At 58.4% G+C, this 20,239-nt stretch carries 15 protein-coding genes and 1 pseudogene; 7 read left to right on the top strand and 9 right to left on the bottom strand.

Features of this window, described 5'->3' with window-relative positions; genetic code table 11:
* Positions 1-254: 254 nt before the first annotated feature.
* From RSSM_RS06975 to RSSM_RS06965, 3 genes are all read right to left on the bottom strand, one after another.
* Positions 255-1,532: an NAD(P)/FAD-dependent oxidoreductase gene (locus RSSM_RS06975; RefSeq protein ID WP_008675978.1), complete on the bottom strand. Its 1,278-nt coding sequence runs from the start codon at positions 1,530-1,532 to the stop codon at positions 255-257.
* Positions 1,533-1,642: 110 nt separating this feature from the next.
* A complete protein-coding gene (locus RSSM_RS06970) occupies positions 1,643-2,326 on the bottom strand; it encodes a ceramidase domain-containing protein (protein WP_008675975.1) in 684 nt (227 codons plus the stop codon).
* A 186-nt stretch (positions 2,327-2,512) separates the two neighbouring features.
* Positions 2,513-2,839: a hypothetical protein gene (locus RSSM_RS06965; protein ID WP_008675973.1), complete on the bottom strand. Its 327-nt coding sequence runs from the start codon at positions 2,837-2,839 to the stop codon at positions 2,513-2,515.
* A gap of 300 nt (positions 2,840-3,139) precedes the next feature.
* Between RSSM_RS06965 and RSSM_RS06960 the strand changes: the two genes are divergently transcribed.
* The 4 genes from RSSM_RS06960 to RSSM_RS06945 all read left to right on the top strand — a co-directional run bounded on the left by RSSM_RS06960 (position 3,140) and on the right by RSSM_RS06945 (position 6,069).
* Positions 3,140-3,877 (top strand): SDR family NAD(P)-dependent oxidoreductase, encoded by a 738-nt coding sequence (locus RSSM_RS06960; RefSeq protein WP_008675971.1) that lies wholly within the window; start codon positions 3,140-3,142, stop codon positions 3,875-3,877.
* Positions 3,878-4,124: 247 nt separating this feature from the next.
* Complete coding sequence (gene ribH, locus RSSM_RS06955) at positions 4,125-4,574, top strand: 6,7-dimethyl-8-ribityllumazine synthase (RefSeq protein WP_044301555.1); 450 nt, start codon at positions 4,125-4,127, stop codon at positions 4,572-4,574.
* Between the two features lie 15 nt (positions 4,575-4,589).
* The gene (thiL, locus tag RSSM_RS06950; RefSeq protein ID WP_008675966.1) at positions 4,590-5,576 is read left to right on the top strand and encodes a thiamine-phosphate kinase; all 987 of its coding nucleotides are present in this window, start codon (positions 4,590-4,592) and stop codon (positions 5,574-5,576) included.
* Positions 5,569-6,069: a glycine cleavage system protein H gene (locus RSSM_RS06945; RefSeq protein WP_008675964.1), complete on the top strand. Its 501-nt coding sequence runs from the start codon at positions 5,569-5,571 to the stop codon at positions 6,067-6,069. The genes thiL and RSSM_RS06945 overlap by 8 nt, the downstream gene beginning before the upstream one ends.
* Positions 6,070-6,245: 176 nt before the next feature.
* On the opposite strand, the gene RSSM_RS06940 is transcribed toward RSSM_RS06945, so the two are convergent.
* On the bottom strand, positions 6,246-6,998 hold the full coding sequence (locus tag RSSM_RS06940; RefSeq protein WP_008675962.1) for an OB-fold-containig protein: 753 nt from the start codon (positions 6,996-6,998) through the stop codon (positions 6,246-6,248).
* Positions 6,999-7,347: 349 nt separating this feature from the next.
* Between RSSM_RS06940 and RSSM_RS06935 the strand changes: the two genes are divergently transcribed.
* Positions 7,348-8,052 (top strand): glycine zipper domain-containing protein, encoded by a 705-nt coding sequence (locus tag RSSM_RS06935; RefSeq protein WP_044301552.1) that lies wholly within the window; start codon positions 7,348-7,350, stop codon positions 8,050-8,052.
* 407 nt (positions 8,053-8,459) lie between these two features.
* Positions 8,460-10,676, top strand: a complete 2,217-nt coding sequence (locus RSSM_RS06930) for a mu-protocadherin (RefSeq protein WP_236620997.1) — start codon at positions 8,460-8,462, stop codon at positions 10,674-10,676.
* Between the two features lie 166 nt (positions 10,677-10,842).
* Here the strand turns inward: RSSM_RS06930 and RSSM_RS06925 are convergent, their stop codons facing one another.
* The 5 genes from RSSM_RS06925 to RSSM_RS06905 form a co-directional block, all read right to left on the bottom strand.
* A complete protein-coding gene (locus RSSM_RS06925; RefSeq protein WP_008675954.1) occupies positions 10,843-12,408 on the bottom strand; it encodes a glycerol-3-phosphate dehydrogenase/oxidase in 1,566 nt (521 codons plus the stop codon).
* On the bottom strand, positions 12,398-13,894 hold the full coding sequence (glpK, locus tag RSSM_RS06920; RefSeq protein ID WP_008675952.1) for a glycerol kinase GlpK: 1,497 nt from the start codon (positions 13,892-13,894) through the stop codon (positions 12,398-12,400). Before glpK ends, RSSM_RS06925 begins: the two co-directional genes overlap by 11 nt.
* Positions 13,891-14,871, bottom strand: a complete 981-nt coding sequence (gene glpQ / locus RSSM_RS06915) for a glycerophosphodiester phosphodiesterase (RefSeq protein WP_144059623.1) — start codon at positions 14,869-14,871, stop codon at positions 13,891-13,893. The genes glpK and glpQ overlap by 4 nt, the downstream gene beginning before the upstream one ends.
* Positions 14,872-15,125: 254 nt before the next feature.
* The gene (smc, locus tag RSSM_RS06910; RefSeq protein ID WP_008675949.1) at positions 15,126-18,704 is read right to left on the bottom strand and encodes a chromosome segregation protein SMC; all 3,579 of its coding nucleotides are present in this window, start codon (positions 18,702-18,704) and stop codon (positions 15,126-15,128) included.
* A gap of 355 nt (positions 18,705-19,059) precedes the next feature.
* The gene (locus RSSM_RS06905) at positions 19,060-19,713 is read right to left on the bottom strand and encodes a DUF456 domain-containing protein (protein ID WP_008675946.1); all 654 of its coding nucleotides are present in this window, start codon (positions 19,711-19,713) and stop codon (positions 19,060-19,062) included.
* 130 nt (positions 19,714-19,843) lie between these two features.
* Between RSSM_RS06905 and RSSM_RS06900 the strand changes: the two are divergent.
* A pseudogene (locus tag RSSM_RS06900) lies at positions 19,844-20,239 on the top strand (HNH endonuclease); the annotation flags it as partial.

Genomic DNA, 20,239 nt, shown 5'->3' with positions numbered 1-20,239 from the left:
TTGCGATCCTCTGAACGGACAACGGGATATCGGTAGTGCGGCTCAGCTCATTTTCGGGTAGTGGATCTTGTTGAAGATCCTCATGCAGCAGGATCTTTAACAAGATCCACTTCGGTCTAAACAAAAATCAAACCGCGTCGGAAAACGAGAGCCTTGTAGCTGGATTCACCGAAATTCAGGGCGCCGAAGTTGGGCGACATCGGCCACATCACTTTTGAAAGCGTTCGAAAGAGAGCACGGCGGGCTCGCGATCACTACTCGGTACCGCTGTTCTTCCACGCCTTAGCGACGATCAACCGGGCACCGCGGGCGAACGTCACGTAAGACCATGCCCACGACAGAAACACAAAGAATCGGTTTCGAAATCCGTTGAGATAAAGGATGTGAATCAACAGCCATCCCAGCCACGCGATGGTGCCTTTGAGACGCATCCGCCCGCTTTGCATCACGGCTCGTCGTCGTCCGATTGTCGCCACCTGCCCCTTGTCGAGATAGTGGAACGGACGGCGCGACGTCGGCGTAATTTTCCCGGCAACCTCGGCACGGATCAATTTCCCCACGTAATGACCTTGCTGGATAGCCACCGGTGCCAAACCGGGCAGTGGGTTGCCGGCTTTGTCTTTCGCCGCGGCGAGGTCGCCGATCACAAAAACCTCGGGGTGTCCGTCGATCGACAGATCCGGCTGCACCACGACACGCCCCGCCCGGTCCGTCTCGGCACCGAGCGTCTTGCCGATCGGATTGGCTTTCACGCCCGCCGCCCAAATCACCGTTCGGGCATGAACAAACTGCTCGCCGACACGCACGCCCTCGCCGTTGATATCCGTCACGCGATCACCTAGACGAACTTCGACACCGAGACTCTCCAAGGCCTCTTTGCTGTACTTCGAAAGAGGGTCAGGAAACTGTTTCAGGATCCGATCACCGCTCTGCACCAAGATCACCTTGGCGTGACTCGCATCGATCGTCTTGAAGTCACGTTTGAGGGTATTGCGAGCCATCTCGGCGATCGCGCCGGCCAACTCGACTCCCGTCGGTCCGCCCCCAACCAACACAAACGTCATGAATCGTTTCTGCTCGTCCAGGTCATTGGTCCGTTCGGCGGATTCGAACGCCATCAAGACGCGGCGGCGAATCTCGGTCGCCTGAGGGATCGTTTTGAGGCCCGGTGCGAAGTCTTCCCACTCATCCCGTCCGAAGTAGTCATGCGTCGCTCCACACGCGACGATGAGATAGTCGTAGGGGATCACTCCGACTTCGGTTTGCAAAACTTGGCAATCGACATCGACACTTTCGACCGTTCCGAGCAACGTCGAAATATTGTCGTAGCGGTTCAACATCGATCGAATCGGCGATGCGATATCCGACGGATCCAAACCCGCCATCGCCACTTGGTAGAGCAACGGTTGAAAGAGGTGATGGTTGCGGCGATCGATGATGGTGACCGAACAGTCTTGGGCTCGACCGAGCTTCTTTGCCGCGTTGATTCCGGCAAAACCACCGCCAACGATCACTATTTTTTTCTCAGCCATCAGATTGTTCCGTGGAAGAATTCGGCAATGCGGACATCGGTGAGGTCGTATTGTTCTCGCAAACGCGTTGCAAACCCGAAAGTTGTATTCGGATTCCCTAGGCGAATCGACTAGGGGGTGACATTCTCCGGCGCAGAGTCTGCCACTTCACCCGCAGGTGGATCCCGCATGGTCAACTCATAGTGCCGATAGGCGAGCCAGAAGACGAGTCCGTTGAGCAGATGCCACATCCCGTGCAGGGTGAGGATATGGTTATTGGGGTTGCAAACGATGTGCAAAAAGTCGAGCCACCAGAATCCCCATGCGACCAGGAACGTGACCACCATCGCATAGGCCCATGGCGTTAGCTTTTGGTCGTAGAGACCGCGAATCACCACGACCACCACGATCGCCGCGAACATGGGGCTGGCAAACGCCGTCGAGATCGACGAGAGAACGGTCAGGATTAAGGTGCCGAGGACCACCAATCCCATCAGCATCGAACTGCCTGGATGATTGGGCCGCGCCCGTTGCTGCTGGAGCGCCGCGATGGCGAGGATGAACATGAACATCCCGCTGAGATCCAACGTTTCACCGAGGATCGTGTTGCTCGCGTGAAAGTAGCCCGACGCGATTCCGGTCCACAATGCCGCCCCGCCGAGCAACTTTGCGAGCGGGCGTTTGGCGTGCAAAAGAATCACGATCCCGGCAATGACCGGACCGATATTCGTCCAGGTATCCGCCGGGTGAGCGATCGGCCCGTCGAGCGTCGCCTCACAAAACTGCATCCGCGCGGGTTCGAAGAGCCAATTCATAGTCGATCAACTGGGCGAGCGAGGAAACAGGGCGACATCAGTCAGTACGACGAAGGAGAATACCCTTTCGCCCCGTTTTTTGTAAGGATCGCTACCTGCCCGCCGCTCAGTATTCACAATACGCAAATACCAAACGACCTTCGATCGGAACCGCCGTCCGCGTGCATTTAACGGCGAGTCATCAGCCTACGATGCGACGGTTTCGGCTTGAGCATCCGCGTCCACGGTTCGTGCCCGGCGACGACGTTTCTTCGGTTTGGTAATGCCCCATTCTTTGGTCAGCATCTCGAAAACTTCAGGCGTTTCGTAGCGGACGATGTTCTTGCCTTCGGGCATCGGACCGATCAAACCACGAAAGACGGGCATACCGCGCAGAGCCAAATCGGTGCTGCAATCGTCGATGCCGATCTGCTCGTGGCTGTCCATCAGCGGATCGATCGTTGGGTAATCGCGGATTTGCAATGAACCATCACCGCCACGGGCGACGACGCGATACGTGTCTTTCTTCGACATATTCAAACTCAGGGTCTCAAGGGCATTTGGGAGGTGCCTCTTAATCATCGGCATCACCGCACAGGCAGACCACATTCGCGTCCACCCGCGGCACAACCGTGTGTGCTTGTCGAAAGCCGAACAGACGATTGAATCGACACAATCGCGCAAACATCACCGCCGGCGCTGCACGGGAAGATTGACAGGCTTCTAGAAAACCTCAGACGCCGGATCGTCGGTAGGGCGGCCCTGTTGCCCGACATGGCGCAATGACGGTTTTCATATCGGCCATTCATCCCCATCCACAACGCGTGATCATCCATGGCATTCCACCTCATCGTCGGGGCATCCGGCGGAATCGGCACGACCCTTTGTCGTCAACTCGTTGCGTCGGGTGACCGCGTGATGATGGTCGGACGCGACGAAGCCAAACTCGCTGCTCTCGCCGACGAACTCAAACAACCCCGCGCGGTCTGTGACGCGACCGATTGGGACCGGCTCGCCGAAGTCACCGATCAAGCGTTGGAGGATTTCGGCACGCTCGACGGAGCGGTGAACCTCGCCGGTTCTATCCTGCTCAAACCTGCTCACCTGACGAGCAAGGAAGACCTGCAGAGCGTCATCGACCAAAACCTGATCACCGCGTTCGGATTGATCCGAACCGTCGCTCCGAAACTGAAGAAAGCCGGCGGCGGCTCGATCGTCTTGATGTCCAGCGGCGGAGCGGCGATCGGTTTGACCAGCCACGAGGCGATCGCGGCGGCCAAGGCGGGCGTCGCCGCAATGGCTCGTGCGGCCGCGGCAACCTACGCCGCCGGTGGCGTTCGCATCAACACAGTGGCTCCCGGTTTGGTCAAAACCGAAATGACCGGCCGCGTTTGGCAAAACGAACGGTCGGCCGAAGCCAGCCGCGGTATGCACCCGCTTGGACGTCTCGGCGAACCGTCTGATGTCGCCTCGTTGATCGCGTGGTTGCTCTCCCCCGAACAAACCTGGATCACCGGCCAGGATATCGCGGTCGATGGCGGGCTGAGCAGCATCAAATCGGCAACACGATAATTTCGATCCCGGCGTTGCCACCGGAGCCAACCGGGGAGGATCGCGAGAAACGGCACGGACCTGGGTGAGACAGCAGAGAAGCCCTCGCCTAGCGTCATGGCTGCCTCGGCAAAGCAACGACGAGACAGCGGATAGTGGAGACAGGGGATAGTTTCGACGCGGCAATTCCTGTTCAATTGCGGCAGAATTGCTTCCTCCCCTGTTTCTTTTAAAGAGATCCCCAACCGTGTCCTCCACCATCGACGGAATGTCCGGACCGCTGCCCCCGGGGCGCATTGCGGTCGTCGTCAGCCGCTACAACCCCGCGATTTGCGATTCCATGCTCGGCGCCGCGGTAGAGTCGTTGACGAACGCCGGCATCGCGTCGGACCGCCACTGGATCATCCGCGTACCCGGTGCGTGGGAGTTGTGCTGGGCGGTCGAGCAGACGTTTCAACACGCCGACGTGGTGGGAGCGATTGCTCTGGGGTGCGTGATTCGCGGCGAAACCACCCACGACGAACACATCAACCGTGCCGTCAGCGCCTCGCTGATGAATCAATCCATCGCCAGCGGTCGTCCGATCGGATTCGGGCTGTTGACATGCAACACGCTCGAACAAGCGATCCAACGCAGCGGCGGCAGCGTGGGAAACAAAGGGCACGAGGCCGCCGACGCGATGCTCGAGATGCTACGTCTCGCTCCCAAACTCCGCTAAGGCAGGTCATTCGACGTGGAACAGTCTTTTCTCGCATACCTACGTGGACGTACCCGCAATTTGCCGTCGGTCGCGGTCGGAATCGGTGACGACGCCGCGGTGCTCAATTTCCCCGGCACGCCCGAGTTCCCCAGCACGCCCGAGTCGCCCGCGACGCCTGATTCTGCTGACACCCCCTGTCTGCAGCAGGTCGCGTGCACCGACCAAATCATCGACGGTGTCGACTTCCGCAGCGACTCGCAACCGCTCGCATCGATCGGATACAAATCGATCGCGATCAACCTCAGTGACATCGCCGCGATGGGAGCCACCCCGACTGCGGCTCTCGTGACGCTCACGCTGCCTTCCCTGAACGCCACCGAAATTGCCGGTGAAGTCTACGAAGGCATCTTGGAAGCATGTGCTGAATTCAACGTAGCCGTCGCCGGCGGAGACCTCTCGACCTACGACGGTCCGCTCGCGATCAGCGTCACGTTGCTAGGAACCGTCACCGCACCGTGGCTGCGGACCGGTGCCAAAGAAGGCGACGCGATCTTCGTCAGCGGATCGCTCGGCGGCAGCCTTTCTGGCAGGCACCTTCGTCCGATCCCTCGCATCGAATTGGCCAACCGGCTGCGGCAACATGTGAACGTCAACGCCGCGATCGACGTCAGCGACGGGTTCAGTTTGGACCTCGACCGGATGCTCGCATCGAGCCGCGTGGGTGCGGAACTGAATATCGAACAAATCCCGATCTCTGACGCCGCCCATGCGATGTCAAAAGACAGCAACCGTTCGCCGTTGGAACACGCATGGAGCGACGGAGAAGACTTCGAACTGATCTTTACCGTCGACGAATCCGACGCGGCTGCGTTGGAAGAACTCTCCGCCGATGACCTATCGGTCAACGTCACCCGGGTCGGAAGTGTTGTCGGACGAACCGGGTTGTGGAAGCGAATCACGGGCAGCAAGCTCGAACGGGTCTTCCCGCAAGGATACGTCCACGGGGAAACCGATGAGTGACACCTTCACCTTCGCGATGGGCGAATTCGACGCGGAATTCCCGAACCATTTCTTCTACAACAAAAACCACATGTGGGCATTACCATCGCCTGCACCCGAGAACGACACTTCCGGTAAGGCAGCTCCAACCGACCGGAGATTCCGATTCGGGCTAACCGCCTACGCGGTTCGTTTGTTGCAAGACGTTTATTTCCTCGACTGGGTCGTCGATCCTCCGACCGAACTCACTGCACGAATGACGATCGGTTCGATCGAGAGCAAGAAAGCCGAAAGCGACCTGTTTTCACCGGTCGCGGGCACCCTGACGGCGATCAACGAAGAAGTGCTCGAAGATCCGTCGTTGATCAATGCCGATCCGTACGGCGCCGCCTGGCTGATCGAAATCGAAACCGACGAGGCGGACGCGTTGATGACCGCAGACCAATACGGCGAACATCTCGTTGAAGCCTGGAAAGTCGCCCAGCAAACGATCAAAGGGCAAGCCAACAGCTAGAGGCGCGTCAAAGCTTCGTTTTCGGGTAGCGAAATTTCGGGTAGCGAAACTTGCCAAGAGTTTCGGGAGGGCTCGTGAATCACCGAAAGTCTTGGCGACTTTCGCTACGCCCTGATTGCTGTTCTCACGCCAGCCGCGGCGAGTGCCGACCGGTGGCTGTTCGCTCCGCTCGGTTCTCAGGCGACCGCAACCTCAGCCGGTTCGACGTGGTAGACCTTGGCGTTCTCGTCGTAGGTCATGATTCGCACGGGTGTTCCCTTTTTAATCGGATCACCCGACGTCCGAATATCAATCAGCAACGGAGCTGCGTTCGTACTGTAGCGTGCCCGACCAAACGTGGAATCGACTGAACTCGTTTCCACAACCGCGACGCCGCCAATCAGGCTGCTCGCGTGATAATGAGTCGGTGGGACGAGCAACCGGTGCAGCGGCGATGTCATGAACCGCGTCAACACGACCGCGATCACCCCGTTGCGAATCGTCAGCAGCAAACTCGAAACGAAGGTCGCCGGATACCGCCGCACATCGAACTCGAACCACAACACGTAGCTGAGCACCCAAAAGAACAGACTGAACACCGTCAACCAAACCATCAACGGCACCCGATCGAGATGAACCACCTTCATCGTGGCGGCGGCAAAGCCTCCGAAGGCCCCGTCTGCACCGTGATGCGCATCGGAATGCCCGCCCGCGTCCGCACCAGGATCCACTCCCGCATCCGCGTCGACACCGACATCCACTCCCGGATCGACATCGAGATCCGGACCGTCGATCCCAAAGTCGAACGAGAACACGCCTAATAACGAGACCATGACGAGGGACAGCACGATCGCCGCCAAGATACTCGCGGGCCAAACCGGACCGACGAACAAATGCTCCAAAACGTTCTGCACCCAGTGCGTCCCGTCGGACAAAACGATGATAGACACGAGAACGAATTCCCCAAGAAAAGTGGCCCAAGTGAAGGGATCTCACCCGAAACGTGAGTATAGGGGATAGGCCGCGATCCCAGGAAATTCGGGCGCGCCCGCCAATTCGGCCTGCTATCCCCGATATTCCGAACAAATCGAACACCTCAACGAGCTTTGGGACCCAAATTTGGACAAACAATTGCGGTTGATTCGTCCGGAAGCGTCGATTTACAAGGAATACTTCGGTGGCGGTCATTTTCCGTCTTCGGCAATTATGAATCGCCCGATGACAGGCATCGCCAATACCGAGCCCTTCGATGGCGCCCCTCAACACTCTCGCTCTCACCTTTGCGTGGCAGGCACGAAAATGAATCGTTCGCATTTCAACAGATTCGTTACCAAACGCAGCCGATTGGTCGGCTGCACACTCGCCGTTTTTTCGCTCGCGGCGCTCGGAACGCCTTCCACTGCACGGGCCCAGAACAACACCCAACGGGGTGCCACCCTCGGCGGGATCACCGGCGCGATTGCCGGTGCGATCATCGGTGACAACAACGACGAAGCCGGCGCGGGCGCCGCGATCGGTGGAGCCATCGGTGCAGTCGCCGGCGGGATGCTAGGCAATGCCAAAGACAAAGACCTCGCCTACCAACAGCAATACTACCAATCACGCCCCTACGCGACTCAATCGGCAACCCCGACGAACGTCTACGTCCAACCGGCTCCCACCGGCGCGGTCAGCTTTACCGACGTCATCGCGATGAGCCGCAGCGGAGTCGGCGAGAGCCTGATCCTGAATCAAATCTCCACCCGCGGTGTCCAGCGACGCCCCGTCGTCTCCGACATCATTTCCCTGCACCAACAAGGTGTCAGCGAAACCGTCATCTCGGCGATGCAGCAAGCACGCGTCGGCGGCGGCGAAACCATCATCGCCGAACCACCACCAACGATCGTGGAAACACCCGTGTACGTCGCGCCACGACCCTATCCGGTCCCCGTGTACAAGCATCATCGGCATCACGGACCCACGTACCGGGCTCGCCCCAACTTTCACATTCACTACGGCCACTAAGAGCCGATTGAACTCTCTGCGGTGAATCGATTCACCGTCGACGATCGCCGTGTTTCGAAATACAAACCGCGGCGAACGCCGAACGGCTGATGATTTTGCCGTCAGGTTCGAAGCCTTTGCTAGCATTCCCGCTCGCCGAATCTTGACTCGCTCCTCGGCACGCGGTTTCGATGTTCGGGATCCATTTCGGTGCCCGAACGTTCAGCATCTTCTCGCCAAAAGCTCGGATTTCCGAGTCGATCGGGCTTTACCTGGTTTCCACTTCGGCGATACGCTATGCCGTGAAACCCGTTGATCACGGGTGACCGGCAACGGTGCTGACTCATGAAGAGAGCGGCTGTGTCGGTCGGAATCGCATAGATTGTCTCTGCGATCCCTTGTCAACCAACACAGCAAAGGATTGTGCCATGAGTGGCGCTGTGATGCTATTGATGGTCGCATCGTTCGGAATCACCTACGGGTGGACTCCCGACGGCGGCAACGGCGTGAAATACATCATCCAAATTCCGCCCGAAAAGGTTGACCAGGTCGCTCGCACCGGAGAAATCTCCAGCCAGATCCCGCCGGAAATCCGTTCGCACGTCAGCGAAGTTGTGATCCGCATCGGCCACGGTCAGGTGCCCCGCGTCACACCGAACTTCATCTCTCGCTCAACCCCGGCCGGCTCCAACCGCAGCGATCAACCCACCGCGTCCTCCATTGCGGCGTCCGATCCCATTGCGGCGTCCGATCGCAGCCCCGTGCCGATTCCGGCGATGGGCGACCCGTCGGTGGCACGCCCGATTCCTGGATTCGCGTCGGCCACCACCTCGGTCATGAAACCCGATCCGCAGAGTGGCGGCATGAACTTGCCCGGTGGCTTCGGCATGACGCCCGCCACCAACTCCGCTCCTCCGAGCACGAGTTTCAGCCAGACTGCCCAAGACACCGCCAATAACATGGGCAACCAATTTCGGGGAGCCATCGACACGAGCCGTCAGCAGATGGAGCAAACGCTCAACAACGCCACCGACCGTCTCGGTCAGGACGCGTCCGCTCAAATGCAAGCAACAGCCAACAACCTGCGGGACTCGGCGAGCCAACTGTTCAACAACAACACCGCCACGAACGATCCCGACGATCCGAGGTCTCGGCTCGGACAAAATAACTACTCGGCAACCGACACGGGGTCTCGTCCGTCGACCGATCCTTACAACCGAAACACCAACACCCGTTCGAGTTTCCCGAGCACAGACAGCAACGCCGCTCCATTCGCAACCTCGCGAGCAGGCATGCCGTCGACGTCAGCCACCTCCACCTCACGTTCAGCCTCGAGCACCTCACGTGCAGCTTCGACCACGTCAGGTTCGGACGATTGGTACGACCTTCGCAACGGTTCCCGCCGCCGCCCGTCGACCGACCCGGTTGATTCAAACAACAGCGGTTCCACCAACGGCGGAGCACTCGCGAGCGGCAACTTTGGGCGGCTCCCCTCAGGCCTGCAATCGGATTCGGCCGATGCGAGCAGTCGCTCGGCAGACAACTCGTCACGTTCAACTTACGCGAATGCGAGCTACCCTGATTCGAACCAACGAACCGCGAACACGGCATCCAACGGCAACTCATCAAACGTCGATTACGATCCCAACCTGACGCCCGCTCAAGCCGCCCGCCTGCCAAAGAACGGTTACAGCTTCGACGCGGAAAACTATCCCGTTGATAAACAGGGTTACCGCCTCGACCAATACGGCCGACGCGTCAATCGCCAAGGGCGCCTGCTCTCCGCAACGGACACGATGGGCGGACCGAATACCAACTCAAACCAAAACGACAGCCGATCCAACCAGAACCTCTACGGTCAGACAGGCAACCGATCCGACAACGGCCTCTACGCCAACCAGACGGATCGGTCGTCTTCCGTGGCAACCACCGGACCTCCCGCTCTCGGCAACACATCGAATTACAACAACGGATACCCGGGCAACACTCATACCAACGGCGGTGCGTCCCAACTCGTGCAACCACCACTTGCACCGAACCCGGGCAGCTACGCCAACAACGGACAATCCGGGATGCCTTCGTTCACAAACAACCAGGCCCCCGGCTCGCAGCCCAACACCGGACAATACCCGACGAACCAATATCCGATGTCCCAATACCCGACATCGCAGTATCCAACGTCGCAGTACCCGACATCACCGTACCCAGGCGGTCCCGCTGTTGCAGGCAACGGATCCCAACCTAACCTGAGCCCAACACTCGCCCCCGGCATGCCTGGCTACTCGCAATACCCGGACCCGCGTTTGGTGAGCCTGACCGGTCAGAACAACGCGTCGAATTCGGGTAACGCCTCCAACAACACACCGATCGGCAGCGACGACCGAACAACCTCGTCGTCGGATCGTGATTCAAGATCGGATCGGCTGGCAACATCCGGTTCCGCACTAACCGATCGCACACGCGACCCTGCCTACACACCCGAACAAGTCGCCGCGCAACCGATCTTCAACGCGTTGTTGCTGTTGTCGGTCGTGGCGAACGTGTACCTGTTGTTCTGGCTAAAGAACCTGCGTCTTCAATTCCGCGACATGGTTGCGACCAAACGGTCCAACAACGCAAACAAGTCGCTAGCGACCAGCGTCTAACGCATCTTCAAGAATGATGTAGCCGATGCCGATTAACATCGGCGGCCTGAATTCTGGCGGATTCAGCGACGAGGATCGGACACGTCCAACTTCGAATGCGCTCTCAATCCAACTCGCCTTGCCGAGATCACCGGCCGCGTTCGATCTGAACAGCGGCCATGGTGGTTTACGGTGCTGGCATGCCGAAATGAGCCGCAACGCTGCCGAACTCCGCGAGTTGCTGCTGCTCCCACCCGGCGTCTTTGCCCATTTCTTCAGCCATGATCCGTGCCACTTCCGGTGCGATCGTTTCGGCGGCGGTTCGATTGAGAAACAATGCACGCGTGCGGCGTGCGAGAACATCATCGACGGTCCGGGCCATTTCGCGTCGCACCGCCCACACGACTTCCACGGCTCGAACAGCCAACTCGGGATGCAGTTGACGGCCGAGATCAGGTGACTCTTCGATTAGCTTTTCAATCTCCGTTTCATCGGTACCGTAAACCGATGCATCCGGTGCCTCCGTCGCGCCATGCAGTTTTAAATCAACGGTCGACTTGCCGTTAACGCGCAAGTCCGCATGATCGATGGCTCGATCCACGCAGTCCTCGGCCATCTTTCGAACCGTCGTCCATTTCCCACCGGTGATTGTGATCAGTCCACTCTTTGAGATCAAAATCGTGTGGTCGCGTGACAACGACTTCGTCTCTTCGCCCGCCCCCGACGGCGGACTGACCAAAGGTCGAACACCAACAAACACACTCAAGCAATCCTCGCGACGCGGAACGCGAGTCAGATAATCGGCTGCGGTTTGCAGCAGGAACTCGATTTCGCTCTCTTGGGCGAGTGGCTCCAACGTGGCATGATCGATCGGAGTGTCCGTCGTGCCGACAACAACGTGGTCATGCCAAGGGATTAAGAACAACACCCGTCCGTCGGATGTTTTCGGAACAATCACCGCCGTCTCACCCGGCAAGAACTCACGTGGCAACACGATGTGCACGCCCTGACTCGGCGCGATGATTCGCGGTGACGACTGATCGTCCATCTGCCGAACCGTGTCACAGAAAGGACCGGTCGCGTTGATCACGCACTCTGCGCGAACACTCATCTGCTGACCGGTTTCTTCGTCTACGAATTCGACGCCACTGACGCGGTGTTCCTCATCACTCTTCAATCCGGTAACGCGGCAGTAGTTCAACAACGACGCCCCATGATCGATCGCCGACATCGCCATGTGAATCAGCAGACGACTGTCATCAAACTGTCCGTCAAAGTAAACGACGCCTCCCCAACGCAACCGTTCGGGACGCACCGTGGAAACCATCTCTCGGGCCGCTTCAGCATTCTTACCGCGGGCCCGCGGGAACTGACTCCGTCCGGCGAGGAAGTCATATAGAAAGAATCCGGTCCGCATCATGAACCGCTGCCAAAGCGATTCACAGGGGACAATGAACGGCAACGGACGCACGAGATGAGGTGCGTTTTGTTGTAAACGAGCCCGCTCGCGGAGCGAATCACGAACCATCGCAATGTCGCCTTGTTGCAGATAGCGAACACCGCCGTGGATCAATTTCGTACTGCGACTCGACGTCCCTTTTCCGAAATCGGATTGCTCGAGCAACAACGTCGACAGCCCACGCACCGCCGCATCGAGCGCAATCCCGGCACCGGTCGCACCGCCACCGATGATGACCACGTCATAGGTTTTACTGTCACCTGAGATCGCCTGCAGAACGGATTCACGATTCATGTTGTTGCCATCCCCGGCTACGCTCTACCGCCTGACGCCATCGTTCTCGCCGTCGAGACACATCGGCCGCGGGCATGGACGGTTCGAAGACACGCTCGCTTTTCCAAATCGACTCGACCTCGTCGATACCTTTCCAAAACCCGACCGCCAACCCAGCCAAGAATGCTGCCCCGATCGCTGTCGTTTCGATCACTTTTGGTCGTACGACCGGCACCTGCAAAATGTCGGCTTGGAACTGCATCAACAGATCATTCACACTCGCCCCGCCGTCAACCCGCAACTCCCGCACAGACAAGCCGGCGTCTTCGCTCATCGCCTCGAGCACGTCGGCGACTTGGAATGCGATTCCTTCTAATGTCGCCCGCGCGATGTGTCCCGCCGTCGTCCCTCCCGAAATGCCGACGAGGACTCCGCGTGCGTACGGATCCCAGTGAGGTGCACCGAGTCCGGCGAAAGCGGGAACCAAATAACAATCACCGGTGTCCGGGACCGACTCAGCAAGCGACATCACATCCGCCGACGACTCGATCACGCCCAACCCATCACGCAGCCACTGAACCGCCGAGCCCGCGGTGAAGATACTGCCTTCGAGAGCGAATTGCGGTTTGGGTTCGCCGCTGCATGCGATTGTCGTCAACAGATTGCACTTCGATGAAACCGCTTCGTCACCGATGTTCATCAAAACAAAGCAACCGGTTCCGTAGGTATTTTTCGCCATCCCGTGTTTGGTGCAGTTTTGACCAAACAACGCGGCGTGCTGGTCACCTGCACATCCCGCCAAAGGAATCGGTCGCCCCAAGATCTCAGGCGAACACTCACCATAAACGCAGCTCGATGGCCGCACCTCTGGAAGAACACTCGCGGGTATTTCGAGCAGGTTGAGCAGATCCTCGTCCCACGACTGCGTCTGCAAGTTAAACAACATCGTCCGCGACGCGTTGCTGACATCCGTGACATGCAACTGTCCGTCGCTGAGTTTCCATAGCAGCCAACTGTCGACGGTGCCAAACGCCAACTCACCGCGGTCCGCTCTTTCTCGAGCGTCCGGGATTTGATCGAGCAACCACCGCAACTTGGTGCCACTGAAATAGGGGTCAATGACCAATCCTGTCTTTTCGGCAATCGATGCGGCATGCCCTTCCTGCCGGAGATGGTCGCAGTACTCCGCCGTGCGACGATCCTGCCAAACGATGGCGTTGTGAAGCGGCTCTCCGGTTTTGCGATCCCACAGCACGGTGGTTTCACGTTGGTTGGTGATCCCGATCGCAGCGATGTCATCAGCGTCAATTTGGTTCTCTTTGAGAACGCGTCGGGCGACGTCTCGCTGCGCTTCCCAAATTTCGACCGCGTCGTGTTCAACCCAACCTGAACTCGGAAAAATCTGCCGATGCTCTTTCGAAGCAACGCCACCCATTTGCCCCGCATTATCAAACAGGATCGCACGACTGCTCGTCGTTCCCTGATCGAATGCCAAAATGTACTTCATGAACCGACCTCCCTCAGAGATCTTAGATAGCGGACAACCGCATCAGGTTGGTCCGCAAACAATCCATCAATTCCCACCGTTTGAAAGCACGCATCCAAACAAGCCTGACTCGACGACACCACGCTCGGCAACGCGTCCGCACGAAATGTCCATGGATGAACGAGCAAACCAAACGAATGAGCCATCTCGGTGAGTCCGGTAGAAACCAATTGGCTGTCTCCTTCCTCCTCGATCGTCGTTAACACCGCCGGGAGAGATGGCCCAATGCCGTCAACAACCTTTGCGATCTCAGCCAATCCCTCGTGTGACTTCAATCGGTTGTAGTCGGTTCCCGACTCGACATCGTGCCCGCTGCCGATCAACTGAATCAACCGACCACGGTAACCATGCCGCTTGCGTACAGCGACCACCTCTTCCGAGTCAAAGCACTGCAGAAAACAGCGGTCTTCCGGATTGGCGTATCCGAATTCCGCGAGCACACGGAGCACCACCGGAGTGATCTCCATGCCTTGCTCACGATGCCACAACGGTCTTTTGATTTCCGGATAGACGCCCGCTTCCCGTCCGGTTGTTCGATTGAGATTTTGGATGAACCGCAACTCTTCGGCGAGCGTTACGATCCGAAACTCCCCTTCGCCGGTCGGATAGCGTGTCGGAAAAACAGGATTGCCGCTGACACGATCAAATCGCTCGTAAATACTTAGCGTTTTCAACTCAGCAACCGTGAAGTCGATCACGTAGTAACGTCCATCGCTTCGCCGGCGATGCGGGAAGACTTTCGCAACATCGGTGACGGTATCTAAATGCACGTCATGCGACACAACGGGAACCCCGTCTCTACTCAGCACGACATCCTGTTCGATGAAATCGGCGCCCATGGCATGAGCGATGCCCTTTGCCATCAACGTATGCTCGGGCACATAGCCGCTCGCTCCTCGGTGTGCGATCACGCAAGGTTGTTGCTTATTCTTCGTCATGGGTGCTTCGTCATGGCATGGTGTTGAGTTCGGCAAGAATCGATATTGCCGGCTTATTGAATCGGATTCCGCGTGAAGGTCGTCACGATAGCGTGGGACGCACTTCTCTTTTTCATTGGAACCGATTAGCAATTTCGTCGCAGCACGTTGGCGCGAATTGCAGATGAAGAAGTACCGATGAAAACGGCAAGAAAATCTCTCGATTCCCTGCGCCGAACGACGAGGGTTCGCCTCACCGCCAAATGGCATATAGATCAGGCGGCGCTGATCTGGCCATCTTCGCTGACGTCTTCGAATCGAATCGAGACTTGCTTGCTGACACCCGATTCCTGCATCGTGACGCCGTAGAGTGTCGTGGCAGCCGTCATCGTTTTCTTACTGTGCGTCACCACGACAAACTTCGAGTGATCAAGGAATTCACTCAGCACGGTAACGAATCGTCCGATGTTGGCTTCATCGAACGGCGCGTCCACTTCGTCGAGCACACAGAATGGGCTCGGACGATACTGGAAAATCGACATCAGCAGCGCGACCGCCGTGAGAGCTTTCTCGCCCCCGGACAACAACGAATTGCTGAAACTCGGTTTACCGGGCGGCGTCGCAACGATCTCGACACCGGCTTCGAGCGGATCGTCGGCCTCCTCGAGGACCAAGTCGGCGTTTCCTCCGCCGAATGATTTGCGATACAGCTTTTGAAAGTTCTGACGAATCGCTTCGAGCGTATCGAGGAACAACCGTCTCGAATCCGAATTGATCCGCGCGATCACGCGTTGCAGCGAGTCCTTCGCCGCGGTGAGGTCTTGATACTGGCCGTGCAGTTCGTCGTAACGAACCTGCAGTTCATTGAGTTCTTCGAGAGCCTCCATGTTGACCGAACCCACGTTCTGAACCTGCGAACGCAGTTTGGCGATTTCGGCATCGACGGCGGCGCGGTCTTCGATCTCAGCGATTTCCTCCGGTGGGTCGTCACCACGAAGATCGATCTCGTAATCTTCTTTGATGCGTTCGGCCAACGTGTTGCGTTTGAGTTCGGCCGCGTCACGCGACGCGGTGATCGACGAAACCGCTTCGGCCGCCGCAGCGACCGCCTTGATTGCCGCTTGAGTTTGCGTCTGCACCTTGCGTGCTTCGGTTCGCTGCGCGTCGGCACGTAGAGCGAACACACGCAGCGATTCTTCGGCGGCTTCGCTTTCGATCAACAGTTCCGCCAACCGATCGTCGGCTTGCACGATTCGTGTTTCGACCTGCGACAACCGTTCGCGAGTATGGGCGATCGCGTCTCGGATTTCCTGCTTGGCTGCCTCACGTTGGCTTTGATCCCGGCGTGCGACTTCCGCCGCCGTTGCGAGCGATTCGACCTGTTGTTCCAACCGAGCTGACTCAACCGAAACGCTCATCGCTTCGCTTTGAACGGCCTGCAATTTCTCGGTGGCCGCGGCGAGTTCGCTTTCGATGCTTTGCCGTTGTTCTTCGAGCAAAGCGATCGATTCCTTCCCGCTGCGAATCGACAGATCCAATTCCGCGTCCTGGGCCTTCGCTTCAGCCAAGATCCGCTCGTGCTCTCCGCCGGTATTGTTCAATTCATCGACCGATGCCTGTCGCGCCGCTACACGCTCGGCGATGTGATGACTGCGAGCCTCTGCAGCAGCGTGTCGAGTGATCCAGTCGCGTTGGGTTTGTTCGTGGCGTCCTAACTCGGCCGCGTTGGCATCGATTTCTTCGGCCAAACGAGTGATTTCTTTTTCCGCTTCGGCGATCTGAAACGCGTAGTGTTCCATTTCCGATCGGGCCGACTGCAATTCACTGCGGCGGCTGACGAGTCCTGTTTCACCGCCGGGAGGCCCGACCACGCTCGATCCGTCGTTGTCGAGCAGATCACCCGACGCGGTGACAAATCGCAACCCGGCACCGGACAGTTTTCGCAGCCCCAACGCCGTGCCGAGCGAATCGACGAGCCAAGTGTTGCCGAGCAGATGCCGAACCAACGGCTGCAAATAGTCATCACAGTCAACCATTCGGTCGGCCCGTCCGATCACCCCGGCAAGCCCGTCGAGACGGATACGGTCGCCGGGCCGACGGGCCGGTAATTCATCCAAACGGATAATTCCGACTCGGCTCGCGATCTTGATCTCGCCCGCCGCGATGGCATCTCCGATTGCCGGACCACGAACGATCACGTACTGCGTCCGAGGCCCCAACGCGGCATCGATAAGCGGTGCGACTTGACGATCGACATTGAAACACTCGGCAACCAAACCGACGAGTTGCTTTCGAAGCTCTCCGTCGGGCAGTCGCAAAATTTCACGAACACCACCACTGACCCCTTCTTGTCGCTCCTCCAACTCGCCAAGAACTTTGGCCCGCTCGGTGATCCCTTGCAACCGAATCTTCAGCGAACCGATTTCGTCGCGACGTCGTTCGAACAAACGCCGGGTTTCGGCGAGTTTCGCGTCCGCGATATCGACGAGTTTTTTCGACGCGGCGATCTCGTCTTCGAGGCGGGTAACCTCCGCCGTCGCTGCTTCGTGCTCTTCTCGAGCGGTCAACAGGTTGGCTTCAGCGGTTTCGAGATTGCGTTTGGTCTCGGCAATCGCGCGGGTCGCCTCGACCATCTGTTGTGCCACGCGTTGGCGATTCGCTTCGTGATCGGCGACGCGTCGCACCGCGGCGAGATGATCTCGTTGCGATTCATCGCGGCGGTTTTGAATCGCGTTGACTTCCTTCTGCAGGCGATCCCGGTCTTCAGTGATCGTTTCTTTCCGGTGGACAACCTCGGCCGCCTGGGCCTGGGCGATTTCGAGGTCCGCGATCGCTTTCTGCAGATCAGCGGTCGCACTTCCGGCCGCCGTGCGGGTCACTCGCAACCGACGATAATGCCCCGCCAACGTCCGTCGCTGTTCAGCCAAGGTGGTCTGGTCGGATTCACGTCGCCCCTGCAACCGAGCCACTTCGCCCGACAATTCCCCTCGGGCACGTTCGGCGTCGCGGGCTTCTTCGGCGATGGCCTGCAACCGCATGTCGGCGGCTTGACGTTCTTCCTCGAGCGATTCCCGCAGCGCCTCGCTTGATTCGTGCGATGCAGACGCTTCGGCCAGCTTTTGCTGAGCGGTTTCCAATTCGCTGCACAGCGAGAACCAATCGTTCCACGCAACAACGGTTCGCAATTCCTTCAGCCGGTCCGATGCCTGACGATAGCGTTCGGCTTTTCCGGCTTGGCTTTTGAGCGTTTTCAAACGGGTCGCGACTTCGTCAACGATGTCACCCAAGCGGGTCAGGTTCTGTTGCACGCGAGCCAAACGTCGTTCGGCCTCGACTTTTTTGGCTTTGAAACGACTGATCCCTGCGGCCTCTTCGAAGATCGCACGACGATCCTTCGCGTTGGCCTGCAGCATCCGGTCGACCTTACCTTGCTCGATCAGACTGTACGCGTCGATTCCGATACCGGTGCCGCGGATCAACGCCTTAACGTCTTTGAGACGGACGGCCTGATTGTTGATCAGGTACTCACCCTCGCCGCTGCGATAAACTCGCCGAGTGACGTGAACCTCCGGCGCATCGACGGGCAACTGTCCTTCCGAGTTGTCGAAAATGATCGTCGCCTCGGCCGCCCCCGACGGACCTCGAGTTTGTGACCCTTTGAAGATCACGTCCGACATGTCTTTGCCACGAAGACTCTTGGCACTCTGGCTGCCGAGAACCCATTTCATCGCGTCAACGATGTTTGATTTCCCCGACCCGTTTGGCCCGACCACAACGGTGATCCCATCGGGAAAATCAAAGCGAGTTCGATCCGCGAAACTCTTGAATCCGGCCAGCTCGAGTGCTTTGAGCATAGGGGGTAGGGCTGTGGGCCGGACGTGGAAGGGGACAGGAACTCAGAACAGGAAATCAAAATCGCAGACCGGCAACGGTCGGCACTCGATCACTTACGAACACCTCTGCAAAGGGTTCGTCGCGGGACCGCCTCGGGTCCTCGCTCGACGTACAAGATTAGACAAAACACCCGGCAAATCCTAGTTGAATACGCCCCGGTGGCCCGCAAAATGCTCGCCAAAATGCCTTAGAAACTCGCCAAAGAGAGAATTTAGGCAGAGTGGGGCCTCGCTAGACATTTATGGGCATCCGAGAAGACGCCTCGGTTTCGCCCCGAAAGCGGCGTCCCAACCACAAAATTTGCTAGCTCGATTTTCAAAACAGCACTGCGATCAGGCAGATCAGGACAACGATCAATCCGGCGACCATTTTTCCCACCACGCCGGTCGTCCGCCCCCAAAACGCCGCCCGCCCGATCCGCCAATTCTCACGCCAGGACTTCCCATCCTGCCACTCCGCCAACATCGCCCCCGCGGTGGCCCCCACGCCGCCGAAGAGCAACGCGGCGAGCACGGGTCCGAGCACCGGGATCGGCAACCCGACGATGCCTCCGACGATCGCCCCGACAACCGATCCGGCGATCGCCATGATGGTGCCTCGACGGCTCGCGCCCGCACGACTCGCCCCGACGGCGCCCGCTGCAAACTCGATCAACTCGCCAACCACCGCAGCCATGAAAGCCAACCCGACCGCGACCAGCCCGATCTGCGCACGCCCCGTTTCCGGCCCCAACCAGGCATACAACCCGATCGCCAAGACCGCCAACCAGTTCCCCGGCAGAGCCACCAAATTCGTCAACCACGCGGCGACGCAAACCAACACCAACAACACCGCGAGAGCCACCACCCCCCCGGACAAAAGCACCGCCTGAGCCGAATCTTTCCAACCCTCCAACCAAACCGACCAGTCCGCCAGGAATGTCGCAAATCCGTCGTCGAACAACGCGGAAACCCCAAAAGATTCAATCATGGTTTGATGAAGTATTTGCGTGTTGGCGAACCCGTCCCCCGTGGATTCCGTCTCAAAGAGACAATCTCAACGGGGGAGCGGCTGAGAATGGTGTTGATCGAAGTAGAACGAGACTTCGCGAATCGTTACCATGGTAGCGGCGACCTACAACCCGACTCCCGCTTCGCTCAGCGAAAGGACAGTAGTATCCATGAACGCGAGGGTTTTAGACACCAACGTGTTGGTTTTGAATCGCTTCTACATGCCGATTCGAGTGGTCAACGTGCGTCGTGCGTTGACACTGCTCTACCGGGAATGTGCCGAAGTGATCGACTGCGACGACGGCCAATACGTCAGCTACGATTTCGGATCTTGGTGCGAACTGAGTCAACTCGCCGCCGCGGACAAACAACCCGGCGAAGAGTTTCTCAAGGCGGTTGATTTCGAAGTCAAGGTTCCTCGAATCGCTCGCCTGACCCGCTTTGATCGAATGCCGGCACAGACGGTGCGATTCAATCGGCGGAACCTCTTCGCTCGCGATGAGTAT

The sequence above is a fragment of the Aporhodopirellula sallentina SM41 genome (assembly GCF_000346505.1).
GTDB lineage: Bacteria > Planctomycetota > Planctomycetia > Pirellulales > Pirellulaceae > Rhodopirellula > Rhodopirellula sallentina.
This window is presented reverse-complemented; position numbering and strand designations above follow the sequence as displayed.

What these genes read in the sequence shown, in the direction of transcription:
- RSSM_RS06975 (WP_008675978.1), bottom strand. Translation starts at nt 1,532, where the DNA reads ATGGCTGAGAAAAAAATAGTGATCGTTGGCGGTGGTTTTGCCGGAATC.
- RSSM_RS06970 (WP_008675975.1), bottom strand. Translation starts at nt 2,326, where the DNA reads ATGAATTGGCTCTTCGAACCCGCGCGGATGCAGTTTTGTGAGGCGACG.
- RSSM_RS06965 (WP_008675973.1), bottom strand. Translation starts at nt 2,839, where the DNA reads ATGTCGAAGAAAGACACGTATCGCGTCGTCGCCCGTGGCGGTGATGGT.
- RSSM_RS06960 (WP_008675971.1), top strand. Translation starts at nt 3,140, where the DNA reads ATGGCATTCCACCTCATCGTCGGGGCATCCGGCGGAATCGGCACGACC.
- ribH (WP_044301555.1), top strand. Translation starts at nt 4,125, where the DNA reads ATGTCCGGACCGCTGCCCCCGGGGCGCATTGCGGTCGTCGTCAGCCGC.
- RSSM_RS06945 (WP_008675964.1), top strand. Translation starts at nt 5,569, where the DNA reads ATGAGTGACACCTTCACCTTCGCGATGGGCGAATTCGACGCGGAATTC.
- RSSM_RS06935 (WP_044301552.1), top strand. Translation starts at nt 7,348, where the DNA reads ATGAATCGTTCGCATTTCAACAGATTCGTTACCAAACGCAGCCGATTG.
- RSSM_RS06930 (WP_236620997.1), top strand. Translation starts at nt 8,460, where the DNA reads ATGAGTGGCGCTGTGATGCTATTGATGGTCGCATCGTTCGGAATCACC.
- RSSM_RS06925 (WP_008675954.1), bottom strand. Translation starts at nt 12,408, where the DNA reads ATGAATCGTGAATCCGTTCTGCAGGCGATCTCAGGTGACAGTAAAACC.
- glpK (WP_008675952.1), bottom strand. Translation starts at nt 13,894, where the DNA reads ATGAAGTACATTTTGGCATTCGATCAGGGAACGACGAGCAGTCGTGCG.
- glpQ (WP_144059623.1), bottom strand. Translation starts at nt 14,871, where the DNA reads ATGACGAAGAATAAGCAACAACCTTGCGTGATCGCACACCGAGGAGCG.
- smc (WP_008675949.1), bottom strand. Translation starts at nt 18,704, where the DNA reads ATGCTCAAAGCACTCGAGCTGGCCGGATTCAAGAGTTTCGCGGATCGA.
- RSSM_RS06905 (WP_008675946.1), bottom strand. Translation starts at nt 19,713, where the DNA reads ATGATTGAATCTTTTGGGGTTTCCGCGTTGTTCGACGACGGATTTGCG.